Below are 19843 nucleotides of genomic sequence, written 5' to 3' on the forward strand. Positions count from 1 at the left end.
GACCGGACAAAGGGGCACTCCTTGCCCCGATGGAAGGTTCGAACCGTGTTTGCCTTTGTCCGCGCGCCGGCCGTCGAGAGACTCCGTCGCAACGAAAGGGGACAGGATCCTCGAACGTCGTTCGGGTGGTCCATATGGATGACCCGGGCGGCAAAAGGCAACCCGATCTCCGTTTCGGCAACGGGCGGAGGTCAACTGGAGATAGGCAGTGGACAGAGCGGAAAAACGCGAACTCGTCACGGGCCTGAACGACGCCTTCAAGGGCGCCGGTTCAGTGGTCGTGGCCCACTATGCCGGTATCACCGTCGCGCAGATGAACGATCTTCGTACGAAGATGCGGACTGCCGGCGGCACCGTCAAAGTCGCGAAGAACCGCCTTGCTCGCATCGCTCTTCAGGGTACGGAATCCGAGGGTATCATCGACCTGTTCAAGGGACAGACGCTGATCGCCTATTCGGAGGATCCGGTTGCGGCGCCCAAGGTCGCCTCCGATTTCGCCAAGGGGAATGACAAGCTGATCATTCTCGGCGGCGCGATGGGGTCGACCGCACTCAACGCCGACGGAGTGAAGGCTCTTGCCACGCTTCCGTCGCTCGACGAGTTGCGCGGCAAGCTGGTGGGGCTCATCGCCGCCCCGGCAACCCGGATCGCCCAGATCGTCAATGCGCCGGCAGCATCCGTTGCCCGCGTCATCGGCGCTTATGCCCGGAAGGACGAGGCGGCGTGAGGCCGTTCCTCGCTATCCTTATCAACACGTGTTCGAACTTTTTGAAGGAAAAACAAAATGGCTGATCTCGCCAAAATCGTAGACGACCTTTCGAAGCTGACGGTCCTCGAGGCCGCCGAACTGTCGAAGCTGCTCGAAGAGAAGTGGGGCGTTTCCGCCGCCGCGCCGGTGGCTGCCGCCGCCGCTGTCGGTGGTGGCGCCGCTGCCGCTGCTCCCGCCGAGGAGAAGACCGAGTTCGACGTCATCCTGACGGATGCCGGCGCGCAGAAGATCAACGTCATCAAGGAAGTGCGTGCGATCACAGCTCTTGGCCTCAAGGAAGCCAAGGACCTGGTCGAAGCTGCTCCGAAGCCGGTTAAGGAAGGCGTCAACAAGGCTGACGCCGAGAAGTTCAAGGCCCAGTTGGAAGCAGCCGGCGCCAAGGTCGAGCTGAAGTAAGCACTGCGGATGCCGGCGGGCGGACGTCCGTCCGCCGGTCCCCGCGTATTTGGGGGTGTTCGAAAACCTCTTTCCTGAGGGCCGCGAGCGGCTTTCAGGAAACGGGTTTTCTCCCGTTTTAGGACTGACCCTGGCCTGCCGGGGTCCCATATGCAAGGCGTGCCGGTTGGACGCGCCCCAAGCGAGCAAGGAGCGACGATGGCCCAGACCGCGACATTCAATGGCCGCAGGCGCGTACGCAAGTTCTTCGGGAACATCCCCGAGGTTGCGGAGATGCCGAACCTGATCGAGGTGCAGAAGGCATCCTACGACCAGTTCCTCATGGTGGACGAGCCGAAGGGCGGCCGTCCGGACGAGGGGCTGCAGGCCGTTTTCAAGTCGGTCTTCCCGATTTCCGATTTTTCCGGCTCCTCGATGCTCGAATTCGTCAAATACGAGTTCGAAGGCCCGAAGTTCGACGTGGACGAGTGCCGGCAGCGCGACCTGACCTACGCCGCGCCGCTGAAGGTGACGCTGCGCCTGATCGTGTTCGATATTGACGAAGATACCGGCTCCAAGTCGATCAAGGACATCAAGGAGCAGGACGTGTATATGGGCGACATGCCGCTCATGACGCTGAACGGCACCTTCATCATCAACGGCACCGAGCGCGTCATCGTCTCGCAGATGCACCGTTCGCCGGGCGTCTTCTTCGACCATGACAAGGGCAAGTCCCACTCGTCGGGCAAGCTGCTGTTCGCCGCGCGCGTCATTCCGTACCGCGGTTCGTGGCTCGACATCGAGTTCGATTCCAAGGACGTCGTGCACGCCCGTATTGACCGCCGCCGCAAGCTGCCGGTGACGAGCCTGCTGATGGCGCTGGGCATGGACGGCGAGGAGATCCTGTCGACCTTCTACAACAAGATCACCTACCAGCGCTCGGGCGACCATTGGCGTATCCCGTACAATGTCGACCGTTTCCGCGGCCTGAAGGCGGTCAACGACCTCGTCGATGCGGATTCGGGCGAGATCGTCGTCGAGGCCGGCAAGAAAATCACCGCGCGTCAGGCCAAGCAGTTGGCCGAGAAGGGCCTCAAGGCCATCAAGGCGACCGACGAGGACATCCTCGGCAGCTACCTCGCCGAGGACATCGTCAACTACCAGACCGGCGAGATCTATCTCGAGGCCGGCGACGAGATCGACGAGAAGACGTTGAAGGTGTTGCTGTCGACCGGCGAGGAAGAATTCGCCATCCTCGACATCGATCACATCAACATCGGCGGCTACATCCGCAATACGCTGGCCGTCGACAAGAACGAGAGCCGCCAGGACGCGCTGTTCGACATCTACCGCGTCATGCGCCCGGGCGAGCCGCCGACCATCGACACGGCGGAAGCCATGTTCAACTCGCTGTTCTTTGACGCTGACCGCTACGACCTGTCGGCCGTCGGCCGCGTCAAGATGAACATGCGCCTCGACCTGAAGGCCGAGGACACCGTGCGCGTGCTGCGCAAGGAGGACATCATCGCGGTCGTCAAGACGCTGGTGGAACTCCGGGACGGCAAGGGTGAGATCGACGACATCGACAATCTCGGCAACCGCCGGGTGCGTTCGGTCGGCGAACTCATGGAGAACCAGTACCGCGTCGGCCTGCTGCGCATGGAGCGCGCAATCAAGGAGCGCATGTCGTCGATCGAGATCGACACGGTCATGCCGCAGGACCTGATCAACGCCAAGCCGGCGGCTGCCGCCGTGCGCGAGTTCTTCGGCTCCTCGCAGCTCTCGCAGTTCATGGACCAGACCAATCCGCTGTCGGAGATCACCCACAAGCGCCGCCTGTCGGCGCTTGGACCGGGCGGCCTGACCCGTGAGCGCGCCGGCTTCGAGGTGCGCGACGTTCACGTCACGCACTACGGCCGCATCTGCCCGATCGAGACGCCGGAAGGCCCGAACATCGGCCTGATCAACAGCCTGGCGACGTTTGCCCGCGTCAACAAGTACGGTTTCATCGAGAGCCCGTACCGCAAGATCGTCGACGGCAAGGTCACCCTGGACGTGGTCTACCTCTCCGCCATGGAAGAGGCGAAGCACTATGTGGCGCAGGCCAACGCCGAACTCGACAAGAACGGCTCGTTTACGGAAGAATTCGTCATCTGCCGGCATGCCGGCGAGGTGATGATGACGCCGCGCGAGAACGTCGACCTGATGGACGTGTCGCCGAAGCAGATGGTGTCGGTCGCTGCCGCGCTGATCCCGTTCCTGGAAAACGACGACGCCAACCGCGCTCTGATGGGCTCGAACATGCAGCGTCAGGCCGTGCCGCTGGTGCGGGCCGAGGCTCCGTTCGTCGGCACCGGCATGGAGCCGGTGGTGGCGCGCGACTCCGGCGCCGCGATTGCCGCCCGCCGTACGGGCATTGTCGACCAGGTGGATGCGACCCGTATCGTTATCCGTGCGACCGAGGATCTGCAGGCCGGCAAGTCGGGCGTCGACATCTATCGGCTGATGAAGTTCCAGCGCTCGAACCAGAACACGTGCATCAACCAGCGTCCGCTGGTGCGCATGGGCGACCGGATCGAGAAGGGCGACATCATTGCCGACGGTCCGTCGACCGATCTCGGCGATCTGGCGCTCGGCCGCAACGTGCTCGTCGCGTTCATGCCGTGGAACGGCTACAACTACGAGGACTCGATCCTTCTCTCGGAGAAGATCGTGTCGGACGACGTCTTCACCTCGATTCATATCGAGGAGTTCGAGGTCATGGCCCGCGATACCAAGCTCGGGCCGGAAGAGATCACGCGCGACATTCCGAACGTTTCGGAAGAGGCGCTGAAGAACCTCGACGAAGCCGGCATCGTCTATATCGGCGCGGAAGTGCAGCCGGGCGACATCCTCGTCGGCAAGATCACGCCGAAGGGTGAAAGCCCGATGACGCCGGAAGAAAAGCTCCTGCGCGCCATCTTCGGCGAGAAGGCGTCCGACGTCCGCGACACATCCATGCGCATGCCTCCGGGCACCTACGGCACGGTCGTCGAGGTTCGCGTGTTCAACCGCCACGGCGTCGAGAAGGACGAGCGCGCCATGGCGATCGAGCGCGAGGAGATCGAACGTCTCGCCAAGGACCGCGACGACGAACAGGCCATCTTGGACCGCAACGTCTATTCGCGCCTTTCCGACATGCTGGTCGGCAGGGATGCCGTTCAGGGTCCGAAAGGTTTCAAGAAGGGCACCACCCTTTCGAAGGAACTGGTCAGTGAGTATCCGCGTTCGCAGTGGTGGCAGTTCGCCGTCGAGGACGAGACGCTTCAGCGCGAGATCGAAGCGCTGCGCGGCCAGTATGACGACTCCAAGAAGGCGCTCGAACAGCGCTTCATGGACAAGGTCGAGAAGGTGCAGCGCGGCGACGAAATGCCTCCGGGCGTCATGAAGATGGTCAAGGTATTCGTGGCCGTGAAGCGCAAGATGCAGCCGGGCGACAAGATGGCCGGCCGCCACGGCAATAAGGGCGTGGTCAGCCGCATCGTTCCGGTCGAGGACATGCCGTTCCTGGAGGACGGCACCCATGCCGATATCGTGCTCAACCCGCTCGGCGTGCCGAGCCGCATGAATGTCGGGCAGATCCTCGAGACGCATCTCGGCTGGGCCTGCGCCGGAATGGGCCGCAAGATCGGCGACCTCCTCGAAGCCTACAAGTCTGGCGGCAACATCGAGCCGCTGCGCCAGACGATCGAGCAGATCATCCCGGACAACGACCGCAACGAGCCGGTGCGTCGCTTCGACGACGAGTCGATCGTGCGGCTGGGCGAGCAGATGAAACGCGGCGTCTCGATCGCGACGCCGGTCTTCGACGGCGCGCACGAGGCCCACATCAACGAGATGCTCGAACAGGCAGGTCTGCATTCGAGCGGCCAGTCGACGCTCTACGACGGGCGCACCGGAGAGGCATTCGATCGCAAGGTGACGATGGGCTACATATATATGCTCAAGCTTCACCATCTGGTGGACGACAAGATCCACGCGCGTTCGATCGGCCCGTACTCGCTGGTCACCCAGCAGCCGCTGGGCGGCAAGGCGCAGTTCGGGGGCCAGCGCTTCGGCGAGATGGAGGTGTGGGCGCTGGAAGCCTATGGCGCCGCCTACACGCTGCAGGAGATGCTGACCGTGAAGTCGGACGACGTGGCCGGCCGCACAAAGGTCTACGAGGCGATCGTCCGTGGCGACGACAGTTTTGAGGCGGGCATCCCCGAGAGCTTCAACGTTCTCGTCAAGGAGATGCGTTCACTCGGCCTTAACGTCGAGCTCGAGAACACGGCGATCGAAGACATGCCGGTGCCGCGCATGCGCGACGCGGCCGAGTAGAAAAACGGTTTCGCCGCGGGGCCACCGGGTTCCGCGGCGTTCTGACAAGACGGCCGGAGGCCCGGCCGCGAAGGATTGTCCGATTGCGCGCGCGTGGCGGCGGCGTTCGAGCGGATCAGATGGGGCGGATAAGCCCGCACGATTTTTTAAAGGGATCTCGGTCCCGAGAAGGAGAACGGCATGAACCAAGAGGTCATGAATCTCTTCAACAACAACGTCCCGGCCCAGGTGTTCGATTCCATCCGGATATCGCTCGCCAGCCCTGATAAGATCCTGTCCTGGTCGTTCGGCGAGATCAAGAAGCCGGAGACGATCAACTACCGCACGTTCAAGCCCGAGCGTGACGGCCTGTTCTGCGCGCGCATCTTCGGCCCGATCAAGGACTACGAGTGCCTGTGCGGCAAGTACAAGCGCATGAAGTACAAGGGTGTCATCTGCGAGAAGTGCGGCGTGGAAGTCACGCTGTCGCGCGTGCGCCGTGAGCGTATGGGGCACATCGAGCTGGCCGCTCCTGTCGCCCACATCTGGTTCCTGAAGTCCCTTCCGTCGCGCATCGGCACGCTGCTCGACATGACGCTGAAGGACATCGAGCGCGTCCTCTATTTCGAGAACTACATCGTCACCGAACCCGGCCTGACGGCGCTGAAGGAGCACCAACTCCTCTCGGAAGAAGAGTACATGATCGCGGTCGACGAATATGGCGAGGATTCCTTCACTGCCATGATCGGCGCAGAGGCAATCCATGCGCTGCTGGCCGAGATGAAGCTCGATTCCATCGCGGGCGAGCTCAGGACCGACCTTGCCTCGACAACCTCCGAACTCAAGCAGAAGAAGCTGCTGAAGCGCCTGAAGGTGGTCGAGAATTTCCTGGAATCCGGCAACCGTCCGGAGTGGATGATCATGAAGGTCATCCCGGTGATCCCGCCGGACCTGCGTCCGCTGGTGCCGCTGGACGGCGGCCGCTTCGCGACATCGGACCTCAATGACCTCTACCGCCGCGTCATCAACCGCAACAACCGCCTGAAGCGGCTGATCGAGTTGCGCGCGCCGGGCATCATCATCCGCAACGAGAAGCGCATGCTGCAGGAGGCCGTCGACGCGCTGTTCGACAACGGCCGCCGCGGCCGCGTCATCACCGGCGCCAACAAGCGTCCGCTGAAGTCGCTCAGCGACATGCTGAAGGGCAAGCAGGGCCGGTTCCGACAGAACCTGCTCGGCAAGCGCGTCGACTATTCCGGCCGCTCGGTCATCGTGACCGGTCCGGAACTGAAGCTGCACCAGTGCGGCTTGCCGAAGAAGATGGCGCTGGAGCTGTTCAAGCCCTTCATCTACGCCCGCCTCGACGCCAAGGGTTACTCCTCGACCGTCAAGCAGGCGAAGAAGCTGGTCGAGAAGGAGAAGCCGGAAGTCTGGGATATCCTCGACGAGGTCATTCGCGAGCATCCGGTTCTGCTCAACCGCGCACCGACGCTGCACCGCCTCGGCATCCAGGCTTTCGAGCCGACCCTGATCGAAGGCAAGGCGATCCAGCTTCACCCGCTGGTCTGCACGGCCTTCAACGCCGACTTCGACGGCGACCAGATGGCGGTCCACGTGCCGCTGTCGCTTGAAGCGCAGCTTGAAGCCCGCGTGCTGATGATGTCGACCAACAACATCCTGCACCCGGCCTCCGGCGCGCCGATCATCGTGCCGTCGCAGGACATGGTTCTCGGCCTCTACTATCTCTCGATCGTCAACCAGAACGAGCCGGGCGAGGGGATGGTGTTCGCCGACATGGGCGAGCTGCAGCACGCGCTGGAGACCAGGGCGGTGACGCTGCACGCCAAGATCAAGGGCCGCTTCAAGACCGTCGACAAGGACGGCAAGGTCGTGTCGAAGATCTATGACACGACGCCCGGCCGCATGATCATCGGCGAACTTCTGCCGAAGAACGTCAACGTCCCCTATGAGACGGCCAACCAGGAGATGACCAAGAAGAACATCTCCAAGATGATCGACACCGTCTACCGCCACTGCGGCCAGAAGGAGACGGTCATTTTCTGCGACCGCATCATGCAGCTCGGGTTCGCCCATGCCTGCCGCGCCGGCATTTCGTTCGGCAAGGACGACATGGTCATTCCGGATACGAAGGCCGACCTGGTCGCCAAGACCGAGGCGCTCGCGAAGGAATACGAGCAGCAGTACAATGACGGCCTGATCACCCAGGGCGAGAAGTACAACAAGGTCGTCGACGCCTGGGCGAAGTGCTCGGAAAAGGTCGCCGAGGAGATGATGGGCCGCATCCGTGCGGTCGAGTTCAACGACAATGGCCGCCAGAAGCCGATGAACTCGATCTACATGATGAGCCACTCCGGCGCGCGCGGGTCGCCGACCCAGATGCGCCAGCTTGCCGGCATGCGCGGCCTGATGGCCAAGCCGTCTGGCGAGATCATCGAGACGCCGATCATCTCGAACTTCAAGGAAGGCCTGACCGTTCTCGAATACTTCAACTCGACCCACGGCGCCCGCAAGGGCCTCGCGGACACCGCGTTGAAGACCGCGAACTCCGGTTACCTGACGCGGCGTCTGGTCGACGTGGCCCAGGATTGCATCGTCAACGCCACCGACTGCGGCACCGACAAGGGGCTCACCATGCAGCCGATCGTCGACGCCGGCCAGGTGGTCGCGACGCTCGGCCAGCGTATTCTCGGCCGCACGGCGCTCGACGACATCAACCATCCGGTCTCCGGCGATCTGATCGTCAAGGCCGGCCGGCTGATGGACGAGCGCGACATCGAGATGATCGAGAAGGCCGGCATCCAGTCGATCCGTATCCGCTCGGCACTGACCTGCGAGGTCAAGGTCGGCGTTTGCGCGGTCTGCTACGGACGCGACCTTGCACGCGGCACGCCGGTCAACATCGGCGAGGCCGTCGGCGTCATTGCGGCGCAGTCGATCGGCGAGCCGGGCACGCAGCTCACCATGCGCACCTTCCACATGGGCGGCACGGCGCAAGTGGTCGACAGCTCCTTCATCGAAGCCTCGTACGAGGGCACGGTGCAGATCCGCAACCGCAACGTGGTGCGCAACTCCGAAGGCCAGTTGATGGCCATGGGCCGCAACATGGCGGTGCTGATCCTCGACGAGGCCGGCAAGGAACGCGCCACGCACCGCATCACCTACGGCTCGCGTCTGTTCGTGGACGAAGGCGACAAGGTGAAGCGCGGCCAGCGTGTGGCCGAGTGGGATCCTTATACCCGCCCGGTGCTGACCGAAATCGAGGGCCGCGTGCAGTACGAGGATCTGGTCGACGGCATCTCCGTCCAGGAGACGGCCGACGAATCGACCGGCATCACCAAGCGCGAGGTCATCGACTGGCGCTCGACGCCGCGCGGTTCGGACTTGAAGCCGGCGATCGCGATCCTCGACGCCAAGGGCAAGGTCGGCAAGCTGTCGAAGGGCGGCGACGCCCGTTTCCTGCTCTCGGTTGAGGCCATCCTCTCGGTCGAGCCGGGTTCGATGGTGCGGCCTGGCGACGTTCTGGCCCGTATCCCGATGGAGTCAGCCAAGACCAAGGACATCACCGGCGGTCTGCCGCGGGTGGCCGAGCTGTTCGAGGCGCGCCGTCCGAAGGATCACGCCATCATCGCCGAGATCGACGGTACGATCCGCTTCGGGCGCGACTACAAGAACAAGCGCCGGATCATCATCGAGCCGCATGATTCGACGCTGGAGCCGGTTGAGTACCTCATCCCGAAGGGCAAGCCGTTCCATCTCCAGGACGGCGACGCCATCGAGAAGGGCGACTACGTCATGGACGGCAACCCGGCGCCGCACGACATCCTGGCGATCAAGGGCGTGGAGGCTCTGGCCTCCTACCTCGTCAACGAGATCCAGGAAGTCTACCGGTTGCAGGGCGTGTCGATCAACGACAAGCATATCGAGGTGATCGTCCGCCAGATGCTGCAGAAGATCGAGATCACCGCCCAGGGCGACTCGACCTACATCCCGGGCGATCATGTCGACTCGATCGAACTGGACGAGATCAACGAGCGCTTGATCGAGGAAGGCAAGAAGCCTGCGGAAGGCCAGCCGGTGCTGCTCGGCATCACCAAGGCCTCGCTGCAGACGCCGTCCTTCATCTCGGCGGCCTCCTTCCAGGAGACTACCCGCGTGCTGACCGAGGCGGCCGTCGCCGGCAAGGTCGACACGCTGCAGGGCCTGAAGGAAAACGTCATCGTCGGCCGCCTGATCCCGGCCGGCACCGGCGGCACGATGAGCCAGATCCGGCGCATCGCCACCTCGCGCGACGAACTCATCCTCGACGAGCGCCGCAAGGCCTCGGGCGCGGAAGTCGCGACGCCGATGCTGACGGAAATGACCAACGCCGCCGAGTAGGCGCAGCGCGGTTATCGAAACTGAAAGGCCGTCGGGGCAACCCGGCAGCCTTTCAGTTTTCAGGGTCTGTCAAGTCGATAGCCAGATAGCCGCATCGCTTCCGATTCGCGATGCCGGAGATGAATTGCCGGCGCGCCGCGAGATCATCAATACCTCTGACTTTCGTGCGCCTCGACGGTGCGTTGCGCCATGGCATGGGCGAGTGGGTTGTTCGCGACGGGCTCCCGGCCGGCGAAGTGCCTGCCGATTACCGCGAAGTCTTGCCAGAGCGGGCCGAACGGCTTGCCGCTGTCGCGCAGGACGAGCGCCGCGCTTGCGCATTGCGCGGCCCAAAAAGCCCGCCGCTCCTCAATATAGGCGAGCGCTGCCTTGTGCCGCTGCTTGGTGCCGCGCAAACGGTCGAGCCGCTCGTCGCAATCCGGACCGGCCTCGAACCAGGTTTCCGTCAACTCCATATCGTCGAGACGGGCCGCGGCCTCTGCCAGGGTCAGCGGGACAAGCGAGGTGCTTTCGGTCAAAAGCTCGTCAAGCAGGGCCTCGGTTTCGATCGAATCAGGCCGCAATGCCGCAATTCCGAGAGCCTCCAGCGCCTGAACGAAGCCGAATGTCGCCGCAGCGCCCTTTTCGTGGTTGACGGCCAGGGCGATCGCCAGGCGCCGTTGCATGAGCGCCAGGGACACCGGCACGATCACGATGCCCATTCCTTTGGCGATCGCGTCGAACTCCCGCTTCGAAAAATCGTTGAGTACCATCGCATCGGCGAGACCCGAATGGGTCTTGACCATGAAGCTGACCATCACGTGGGTCTTGCCCCGGCGCATCAGCGCGAGCAGCGACTGGGCGCCCGCACCGTCGCAAATCGAGGCGACGCATTTGACGAGTTGCAGTTGCTCACGCGCGACCGGCGCAGAGGCCTTTGGCCGCAAGGCGGCGATGGTGGTGTCGACTGCCGGGTGTATTGGAGCGGGCACCAGTCCCCGGATCAGCACCAGGCGCTCCACGAGGCGGCTCGGCACCGGCGCGTTGCGGGCGCTGGCGATCAGCCCTTCGGCGGCGATGCGCACGAGGTCGGGATCGGAATCCAGCAGGCATCCCAGCAGAATGGTCCGTGACGTATCTTCCACGCGCCCACCCAGTGCATGCACGAGATCGTAACGCGCAGGCTTCGGCATGTAGCGGATCATGGCGGCGAAGGACGTTTGCGCAACGTCCTCATCCAGCTCTGCCAGATCCGCGGCAGCGTCCGACAGGCGGAGTTCGACAGGCACATCCGATTGGCGGTCGGCATCGACGTTGATCAGCATTGCCTTCCGCAGCGCGTCGCCCGGATCGACCTCCGCCTCGCCGAATATCTGGAACAACACCATGATCGCGTGCCCCGGCAGATCGCCGGCTTCCGCGGCGGCCTCGACGACCGCGAGTCCTTCCTCCAGTTCCTCGCGTGCATCCCGATCGCCACCGTTGGCGGCGATGCGTATTTCGGTCAGCAGGTTTTGCAAGTCGGCCGCGCGGCCGAACGCTTCCTGGCCGCCGCTTTCACCCGCATCGTCATCGACCAAGCCGGCGATGTAGGTCTGGAGTTCCTCGGCAAGCGACGCATTCTGTGCGCCATGCCCCTCCAGCGCGGACAACAATTGCTGCAGCATATCCGGATCGATCGACAGAGGTCCAAAGTTTGGGGCGGGCCGTTTTGCCGGCGCGCGCTTTTTGGCTTTTCTGGGCATGTCGGATCGTCTCCAGATTCGCCGCCATAATACGGTGCGAACGGAGGATTTGAACCGCCGTATCGAAAAGCGCTGTGCACAAACAACGCGTCGTGCAAGGCGATAGCGCTATGCCTTCAGCGCCTGCACCAGATCGGCGATCAGGTCATCGCCGTCCTCGATGCCCGCCGACAGCCGCACCAGCGAATCGGAAATGCCGATCGCGGCGCGCTGCGCGGGTGGGATCGAGCCATGCGTCATCAGGGCAGGGTGCTCGATCAGGCTTTCGACGCCTCCCAGGCTTTCGGCCAGCGTGAAGAGTTGGGTGCGCTCGAGGAATCGCTTGGTGCCCGCAAGATCGCGGTCGAGCTCCACCGAGATCATACCGCCGAATGCGAACATCTGCCGCCTGGCGATCTCGTGCTGCGGATGGCTGGCAAGGCCGGGATAGATGACCCGGTGCACATCCTTCCGCGCCTCAAGCCGTTGGGCGATCTTCAGGCCGTTGGCCGAGTGCCGTTCCATGCGCAGCGCCAGTGTCTTCAAGCCGCGCAGCGCCAGAAAACTGTCGAACGGCCCGGAGATCGCGCCGATCGCGTTCTGCAAAAACTTCAGCCGGTCGGCGAGGTCGCGGTTGTCGCCCACCACCGCGACGCCGCCGACCATGTCGGAATGGCCGTTCAGATATTTGGTCGTCGAATGCACGACGATATCGATGCCGAGTTCAAGCGGCCGCTGGAGGTAGGGGCTGCAGAATGTGTTGTCGGCGGCCGACAGCAGATTGCGCCGCTTCGCCAGCGCAGCAATGCCTTCGAGATCGACGATCTTCAGCAGCGGGTTGGTAGGCGTCTCGACCCACAGCAGTTTTGTTTCCGGTCGGATCGCCGCCTCCACCGCCTTAAGGTCGGTGAAGTCGGCGAAGCTGACCTGAAGGCCGGCGGAGCGCTTTCTGACCCGCTCCAGCAGGCGAAAAGTGCCGCCATAGATGTCGTCCGTCGCGACGATATGCGCGCCGCTGTCGAGCAGTTCGAAAACCGTGGCGATCGCCGCCAGGCCCGAGGCGAAGGCGAAGGCGGCGGTACCGCTTTCCAAGTCGGCGACGGCGCGCTCGAAGGCGAAGCGCGTCGGGTTCTGGCTGCGGGCGTATTCGAAGCCCTTGTGCACGCCGGGGCTCTGCTGGCCGTAGGTCGAGGTGGCGTAGATCGGCACCATCACCGCGCCCGTGGTCGGGTCGTGGCTTTGGCCGCCATGGATGGTGCGGGTGGAAAAGGCCAGGCGGTTCTTATGCGTGCTCATCGGGTACGCCTCAGATGGTTGATCAGGTCGACCCGGGTGATCAGGCCAAAAAATTCGTCGCCGTCGAAGACGATGGCGACCTCGTTGCGTTCGAAGACCGGCAGCAGCGCATCCAACGTCTGGGTAGTCTGCAACGTGTGCAGGTCGGCGGTCATGGCGGAGCGCACCGGCGCGTTGAAGCGGTCCCAGCGGCCGTCATAAGGGCCTTCCAGCACGGCAAGGATGTCGCTTTCGTCTATGATTCCAATCAGCTTTCCGTTCTCCAGCACCGGAAGCTGCGAGACGTCGCCGCGGCGCATGCGGCCATAGGCGGTGAGCAGCGTATCGTCCGGTCCGACGAGCACGGTGCCGCCCTCGCGATGCGAGCGGGCGACGAGGTCGCGCAGGTCGCCATGCTGCTCGCGCTCGGCAAGCCCCTGCTCAGCCAGCCAGAAATCGTCGAAGACTTTCGACAGGTACTTGTTGCCGCTGTCGCAGACGAAGGTGACGACGCGCTTCGCGACAGTCTGCTCGCGACAGTAGCGCAACGCCGCCGACAGCAGCGTGCCGGAGGACGATCCCGCAAGGATACCTTCGCGGGAGAGAAGGTCGCGGACGGCGAGCATGCTCTGCTTGTCGGTCACCGAATAGGCTTTCCTGACGAAAGACAGGTCGGCATTGGGCGGAATGAAATCCTCGCCGATGCCTTCCACGGTCCAGCTTCCGGCCTCTTCCAGTTTGCCGGTCTTCACATAGGGCGCCAGCACCGAGCCAACCGGATCGGCCAGCACCATCTCGGTCTTCGGCGAGACTTTCGCGAAGAAGCGCCCGAGTCCGGTCAACGTGCCGCCCGAGCCGACGCCGACAACCACCGCGTCGACATCGCCGCCGAGTTGGTTCCATATCTCGGGTCCGGTCGTCGTCTCGTGCGCCAGCGGGTTGGCGGGATTGGCGAACTGGTTGACGTAGAAGGCGCCGGGAATGCCGGCCGCGATCTTCTCCGCCATGTCCTGGTAATATTCGGGATGGCCCTTGCCGACGTCCGAGCGGGTCATCCGCACCTCGGCGCCAAGCGCGCGCAAATGCTGGATCTTTTCGCGCGACATCTTGTCGGGAACAACGAGGATAATGTGATAACCCTTTGGAATGCCTACCTGGGCAAGGCCGAGCCCGGTGTTGCCAGCGGTGGCTTCAACGATGGTGCCGCCGCGCGCCAGCCTGCCGCTACGCTCGGCGTCGGCGATCATCGACAGTGCGATGCGGTCCTTGATCGAGCCACCGGGATTCTGGCTTTCCAGCTTGATGAACAGCCGGCATTTGCCGGTGTCGAAGCGCGTCAGTTCGACCACCGGCGTCTCACCGATCAGGTCGAGCACGGACCGATACGGCGGCCTCAGCCGGCTCCTGCCATCCTGCCGCGCCTTGTCCGAATGGGCACTCATTCCCAAGCCTCCCTGTTCCGATCGATCCGCCGCAGTTTGCCGCGGCTCATGGTGTAGCAGCAAACGTATTGTCCTGGCATTCCGTTGCCGACGCGTTCTCTTCTCATAAGCGGCCCGGGCTGCCGAAGGTAAATTCCTCCATTTGCAGTGCAGAATCAGGAATCGGTTTGCGCGGGCCGGAATACCACAAGAGTTCACCCGACTGTCGCCAACGACAAGCGCTTCGGCCGGCCACCCTCGCGTTTCGATGAACCGGCAAAGCAAATTTTCCTGATGTACCGGCAAAGTTGGAATAGATTAACTCTACAGATTTTATAGAAAACAGCAGGATTGTTGGGCATTCCATTTCACACGACAGGAAACACGCCCATGAGCACGATCACCCGCCGGACGCTGCTGGCAGCGGCAACGGCACTCTCCGCGCTGGCCCTGCAGGGTCCCGCGAGCGCCGAAGACCTGAAAGTCACCATCGGATTCCAGACCGTCGTCGAGCCTTCCAAGGTGCCGCAAGCGGACGGCGTCTATGAAAAGACGCTGGGCGCTGCGATCGACTGGCGAAAGTTCGATTCGGGCGCTGATGTCATCGCCGCGGCCGCTTCCGGTTCCGTCGACATCGGCTATGTCGGCTCCAGTCCGCTGGCGGCGGCGGCGAGCCGCGAGCTGCCGATCGAGACCATCTTCATCGTCGGGCTGATCGGCGAATCGGAAGCGCTTGTCGCCCGCAATGGCACGGGCGTCGAAAAGGTCGCCGACCTTGCCGGCAAGAAGGTCGCCGTGCCGTTCGTCTCGACGACCCACTACAGCCTGCTTGCCGCGTTGAAGCATGAAGGCGTCGATCCCAAGTCGGTCGAGATCCTCAACCTTCGTCCGCCGGAGATCGCGGCCGCGTGGGAACGCGGCGACATCGACGCGGCCTATGTGTGGGATCCCGCGCTCGGCCAGATCAAGACCAGCGGCAAGATCGTCGTCGATTCCGCTGAAGTGGCGAAGTGGGGCGCTCCGACATTCGACGCATGGATCGTCCGGACCGATTTCGCCACCGCGCATCCGGAGGCGGTTCGCGATTTCGTCAAGGTGACAGGCGCTGCCTATGACGCCTTCCTCGCCAAGCCGGAAGCCTGGAACACGTCGTCGGCCGAAGCCGGCAAGATCGCCAAGCTCACCGGCGCGAAGCTCGACGACATCCCGCTGCTGCTCAAGGGTTATGTTTTCCCGTCGCTCGCCGACCAGGCGTCGGAAAAGTTCCTTGGCGGTGAGACCGTCAAGGCGATCGCCGCCACGTCCGAGTTCCTGAAGGAGCAGGGCAAGATCGACGCCGTGCTGCCCGACTACAGCAAGTATGTATCGGCCAAATACGTCACCGAGGCACTCGCCTCGAACTAGCACCAACCGCGCGCATGCATCCTCCCAAGCGGCGCGACCTCAGCCCGTCCTGGCTTTCGGCCGGGGCGGGCAGGGCGGAGGCAAAGTGAAATGACATGACGAAACTCACACTGGCGAAGGTCGGCGTGCACTATGACGGGCAGCCCGCCGTAGTGGACGCTTCCATCGCTGTGGCGTCAGGCGAGTTCGTGGTGCTGACCGGCAGGTCGGGCTGCGGAAAAACGACGCTGCTCAACGTCGCGGCCGGCCTGGTCGCGCCCACGTCCGGCAGCGCTTCAGTGGACGGACGGCCGATTGACGGTCCCGGAGCCGACCGCGCCGTGGTGTTCCAGAACGACGCGCTGTTTCCGTGGCTCAGTGCCCGCGAGAATGTCGGCTTCGCGCTAAAAATGCGCGGCGTGGACGAGCGCGAACGCCACCGGAAGAGCGACGAACTGCTGCGGCAGGTCAAGCTGGAAGGTTATGGCGGCAAGGCGATATGGGAACTGTCCGGCGGAATGCGCCAGCGCGTCGGTCTCGCGCGAGCGCTGGCCGCCGAGCCGGATTTCCTGTTGATGGACGAACCGCTGGGGGCGCTCGACGCGCTGACGCGCGAGCGCATGCAGACGCTGCTGCTCGACATCTGGTCGGCGCGGCCGACCGGCGTCCTGATGGTCACGCACGGTATCGAGGAAGCGCTGTTCCTCGGAACGCGCATCGTCGTCATGGCGCCTGGCCCGGGCCGAGTGGTCCGGCAGATCGACGCGGGCTTTGGACGGCGCTACGCGGCCGGCGAACTGGCCCGCTCGATCAAGGCCGACCCCGATTTCGTCGCCGCGCGGGCGGAACTCGCCGACGCGATTTTCGACGGGGAGTTTGCTTGAGCATTATCGCCAATACAGATGCGCCGCTCGCCGACGTCAGGGCAGGCGAACCTGCTGCACCTTCCTCCGCGCGAGCCGATACGTTGTCGGCGCCGGGACGCGGAAGACGCCGGCGCGGCTGGACGGCGCGCCAGGTCAGTTTGCTCACCGTCACCGTCCTCGTTGGGGCATGGGCGGTCGCCGCCTATCTGCAATTGGTCTCGCCCGTATTCCTGCCATCGCCGCTTGCGGTCGCGATCAAATTCATCATGGTGGCCCGCGACGGTTTCGTCGACGCCTCGCTCGCGGTCCATCTCGCCGCCAGCCTCGGGCGGGTCTTCGCCGCTCTGATCGCTGCGCTCGCTGTCAGCATTCCGGTGGGTATCGCGATCGGCACAAGCACGGTCGGACGCGGCATATTCGACCCGCTGCTCGAATTCCTGCGGCCAATACCGCCGCTTGCCTATCTGCCGCTGATCATCATCTGGTTCGGCATCGGCGAGCCGTCCAAGGTCCTGGTCATCGCCATTGCCATGCTGGCGCCGATCGCGCTTTCCACGGCGGCCGGCGTCCGCGGCGTCAACCGCGAACGGTTGAACGCCGCACGCACACTGGGTGCAAGCAGGAGCCAAGTCATCCGCCACGTCGTCCTGCCCAGCGCACTGCCGTCGATCCTGACAGGTCTGCGCATCGCGCTCGGTGCCGGCTGGACAACGCTGGTGGCGGCCGAATTGATCGCGGCGACGCGGGGGCTTGGATTCATGATCCAGTCGGCGGCGCAGTTCCTGGTCACCGACGTGGTGATCATGGGCATCTTCGTGATCGCAGGCGTGGCATTCATTCTCGAATTCGGGATTCGGCGCATTGAGGCCGTGCTCGTTCCCTGGGCGGGGCGCGACTAGTGATTTGCCCTGACTTGCGGCTGACATTCACGTTCCGACCCGCTGAGCCGGAGCAGAAACGGCAAACTAAGGACGGCTAAACCCTTGTTCCGATTCAATATTCTACAAATCTTGTAGACATTGGTTGACATCGTGAAATGTCGAGTCATACTTCGTGACGGAAGTGCCGTTCTGCCAACCATCCATCCCGCAACCGCTCGATGAGGAGTTGACGATGACACAGACCAGCCAGAGCCCGCTCCGGTCCCTGTTGGACAGCCTGCGTGAAGCTCTTTTTCCCGACCCTGCGCCGCGGCGGGCGGGTGAAGCAGGGGACAAGGACGACGGTGATGACGACCGCCGGCTTTCCCGCGACGAAAGCTTCTACTGGGGCTTCTGCATGAACGGCCACTGGTAAGGCCGTTCTGATTTCCACAGGCGACAACCTTTTGCGGGCAGAGGCGTTATCAGCGGCCGGAAGGTCGTGTGATCCGCGTGGTTATTGCGAAAAATCGAGCGAGGAGAATAGCATGACACGAGTTCTTCCCCCTCTGTATGAAGGACATGCCCCGATTTTCCTGCATCAGGCGTTCCAGGAGGCGCTCGACGCCTATGAGGAATGGGGCCTTACCCACGACGAACCGGCTGTGGAGTTCGAAGGCAGGGCAATCCCCATCAGCTCGGTCTTTGGCCGCATGCGCACCTGCACGGATCTGATCCCGTCACGGACGCTGGACGCCGTAAGGGACGTGCTCGGGACGCGCGCGTCCGACCTTGCCGATGATGCGGTCTATGCCGAGGCGGCGTTCCTCATGCGTGCGCTCTGCGTCGAGCGCCTGCGCACTGAGACAGAAATTTGAAAGTTTGTTCCAATTTTTCGCTGTTCCTGAGTTTAAGATTCTATAGAACGCCGAAAAATCGGAATAGACAAAATCTACCAATTTTATAGACTAAGAATGAAAGAGGAGGCTGCCATGGCGAACATCCATCATCTCGGCGGAACCCAGACGGCACCCCGCGCGACCGCATCGCGCCACGGTTCGCTCGCCTCGCTGGCGGCGCATGCCGTCTTCATCGCGGCGATAGCTTTCGCCGCCGCGCTTGTGCTCGGCCTCATTCCCTGAGGCCGCCCCGCATCCCGACATCCCATATCTGAACCTTTGAGGGGTTGGTCCGCAGTTCTTCAGTATGTCGTGCGTCGCCAAGGCGTTGAAATGACGGAGGAACTTTCCATGCATATCGAGTTCACGCACGTCCCCGGACCTTTCCGCGCCACCGCTGGCGAGGCGGCAACTCCGTTCTTTTTCGACATTCGCGAGGCCCAGCAGCGGCTAACGACGATCGAGCGGGCCGGTTTCGACCGGGTGGTTGTAGACGATGCCGCCGGTCTGTTGACCAACATGGACCTTGCCGCACAGGCGATGCGCAGCACCAGCGCGCTGGATATTTCGCTGACCCATTGGGCCGGCGCGGTAGAACCGACCGTTGCGGCGCGGCAGTTGGCGGCGCTGGATGCGTTCAGCCACGGGCGACTGTCGATCCGAATCATGACCACTCCCCACAGCGGGGTGAATGGCGAACCGGCCGGCCATGTCGAGACCTTGCAAAGGACCGACGAATATCTTGTTCTGCTGAAACGGCTCTGGGCGAATGATCGGCCGTTCGACCATGAGGGGCCGGCCTACAGCATGCGCAACGGATTTGTCGCGCGCAAGGGACCGCGTGGAGCCGAAATTCCATTTCGGATGAACGGGTTGTCCGGCACGGCCTTCCGCGCCGCCGGGCGCCATGCCGACGTGTTCGAGCTCCCCTTCGCCACACCGGACCATATAGGCCACATCGTCCAGCGGGTTTGCCAGGCAGCGACGGAATGCGGGCGGACGGGGCGGCTGAGATTTGCGCTGCCGCTGCGCTTTGACCAGCTTTCGCAGCAAGGCGGCGATGCGAGAGGGATAGGCGACCTCGGTGCGGCAATCCGCGGCGGTTCGTCGGAACGTATTGCGCTGGCGCTGCTGCCCTATGTTTCACTAGGCGTTTGCGAGTTCATGATCGGCGGCCTGAACGAGCGGGAGGCGATCGCCGATTTCGGCGAACGGGTCATCCCGATCGTCAGGAACTCGGCTGCAAGGCGCGACAGGGTGTTGGCGATATGGCCGCAGCCGGCGGAATCCGTTCCGTTGAGGTCAGCAAATAAGACTGGCGTCGCAAGGCATTGATCTTCAATAGCTTTGCCGATCAGAAAACCGAGCTGTCCAAGCGCCGATACGTTCGGTGCGAAATAACGTCATGCTTGGAAAACCGGGCCGGATCAATGGGATAGCCGGCGCGTCGCGCGATTTTTCCGTTACAAGCATGACCAGCCCCCTCACAAGCATGACATGTTCCCGGAAAAAGCCGTTTCGGCCCGACCGAGATGGGATTTCGGGTGGAAAGCCTA

The 19843-nt window shown here is 63.3% G+C and carries 14 protein-coding genes; 11 read left to right on the forward strand and 3 right to left on the reverse strand.

Annotation, left to right across the window (positions count from 1 at the left end):
• Positions 1-208 precede the first annotated feature (208 nt).
• The 4 genes from rplJ to rpoC all read left to right on the forward strand — a co-directional run bounded on the left by rplJ (position 209) and on the right by rpoC (position 9880).
• Positions 209-727, forward strand: a complete 519-nt coding sequence (gene rplJ / locus ACH196_RS16125; protein WP_396647927.1) for a 50S ribosomal protein L10 — start codon at positions 209-211, stop codon at positions 725-727.
• A gap of 57 nt (positions 728-784) precedes the next feature.
• The gene (gene rplL, locus ACH196_RS16130; protein WP_396647928.1) at positions 785-1165 is read left to right on the forward strand and encodes a 50S ribosomal protein L7/L12; all 381 of its coding nucleotides are present in this window, start codon (positions 785-787) and stop codon (positions 1163-1165) included.
• 198 nt (positions 1166-1363) lie between these two features.
• Complete coding sequence (gene rpoB / locus ACH196_RS16135; protein ID WP_396647929.1) at positions 1364-5503, forward strand: DNA-directed RNA polymerase subunit beta; 4140 nt, start codon at positions 1364-1366, stop codon at positions 5501-5503.
• Positions 5504-5683: 180 nt separating this feature from the next.
• Positions 5684-9880 (forward strand): DNA-directed RNA polymerase subunit beta', encoded by a 4197-nt coding sequence (rpoC, locus tag ACH196_RS16140; RefSeq protein WP_396647930.1) that lies wholly within the window; start codon positions 5684-5686, stop codon positions 9878-9880.
• Between the two features lie 146 nt (positions 9881-10026).
• Here the strand turns inward: rpoC and ACH196_RS16145 are convergent, their stop codons facing one another.
• The 3 genes from ACH196_RS16145 to ACH196_RS16155 all read right to left on the reverse strand — a co-directional run bounded on the left by ACH196_RS16145 (position 10027) and on the right by ACH196_RS16155 (position 14300).
• Complete coding sequence (locus tag ACH196_RS16145) at positions 10027-11526, reverse strand: hypothetical protein (protein WP_396647931.1); 1500 nt, start codon at positions 11524-11526, stop codon at positions 10027-10029.
• Between the two features lie 186 nt (positions 11527-11712).
• Positions 11713-12879 carry a trans-sulfuration enzyme family protein gene (locus tag ACH196_RS16150; protein ID WP_396647932.1) on the reverse strand — a complete coding sequence of 389 codons (1167 nt, stop codon included), beginning with the start codon at positions 12877-12879 and terminating at the stop codon, positions 11713-11715.
• Positions 12876-14300 (reverse strand): pyridoxal-phosphate dependent enzyme, encoded by a 1425-nt coding sequence (locus ACH196_RS16155; protein WP_396647933.1) that lies wholly within the window; start codon positions 14298-14300, stop codon positions 12876-12878. The genes ACH196_RS16150 and ACH196_RS16155 overlap by 4 nt, the downstream gene beginning before the upstream one ends.
• A 369-nt stretch (positions 14301-14669) precedes the next feature.
• Between ACH196_RS16155 and tauA the strand changes: the two genes are divergently transcribed.
• The 7 genes from tauA to ACH196_RS16190 all read left to right on the forward strand — a co-directional run bounded on the left by tauA (position 14670) and on the right by ACH196_RS16190 (position 19622).
• On the forward strand, positions 14670-15683 hold the full coding sequence (tauA, locus tag ACH196_RS16160) for a taurine ABC transporter substrate-binding protein (protein WP_396647934.1): 1014 nt from the start codon (positions 14670-14672) through the stop codon (positions 15681-15683).
• 95 nt (positions 15684-15778) lie between these two features.
• Positions 15779-16546: a taurine ABC transporter ATP-binding protein gene (locus ACH196_RS16165; RefSeq protein ID WP_396647935.1), complete on the forward strand. Its 768-nt coding sequence runs from the start codon at positions 15779-15781 to the stop codon at positions 16544-16546.
• Positions 16547-16629: 83 nt separating this feature from the next.
• A complete protein-coding gene (locus ACH196_RS16170; protein ID WP_396647976.1) occupies positions 16630-17427 on the forward strand; it encodes an ABC transporter permease subunit in 798 nt (265 codons plus the stop codon).
• Positions 17428-17641: 214 nt separating this feature from the next.
• Entirely contained in the window at positions 17642-17824 is a 183-nt protein-coding gene (locus ACH196_RS16175) for a hypothetical protein (protein ID WP_396647936.1), read from the forward strand.
• 112 nt (positions 17825-17936) lie between these two features.
• Complete coding sequence (locus ACH196_RS16180; protein ID WP_396647937.1) at positions 17937-18266, forward strand: hypothetical protein; 330 nt, start codon at positions 17937-17939, stop codon at positions 18264-18266.
• 114 nt (positions 18267-18380) lie between these two features.
• The gene (locus tag ACH196_RS16185) at positions 18381-18530 is read left to right on the forward strand and encodes a hypothetical protein (RefSeq protein WP_396647938.1); all 150 of its coding nucleotides are present in this window, start codon (positions 18381-18383) and stop codon (positions 18528-18530) included.
• Positions 18531-18620: 90 nt separating this feature from the next.
• Positions 18621-19622: an LLM class flavin-dependent oxidoreductase gene (locus tag ACH196_RS16190; RefSeq protein ID WP_396647939.1), complete on the forward strand. Its 1002-nt coding sequence runs from the start codon at positions 18621-18623 to the stop codon at positions 19620-19622.
• The last annotated feature ends 221 nt before the right edge of the window (positions 19623-19843 follow it).

The organism is Mesorhizobium sp. IMUNJ 23232 (assembly GCF_044326205.1).
Classification (GTDB): domain Bacteria; phylum Pseudomonadota; class Alphaproteobacteria; order Rhizobiales; family Rhizobiaceae; genus Kumtagia.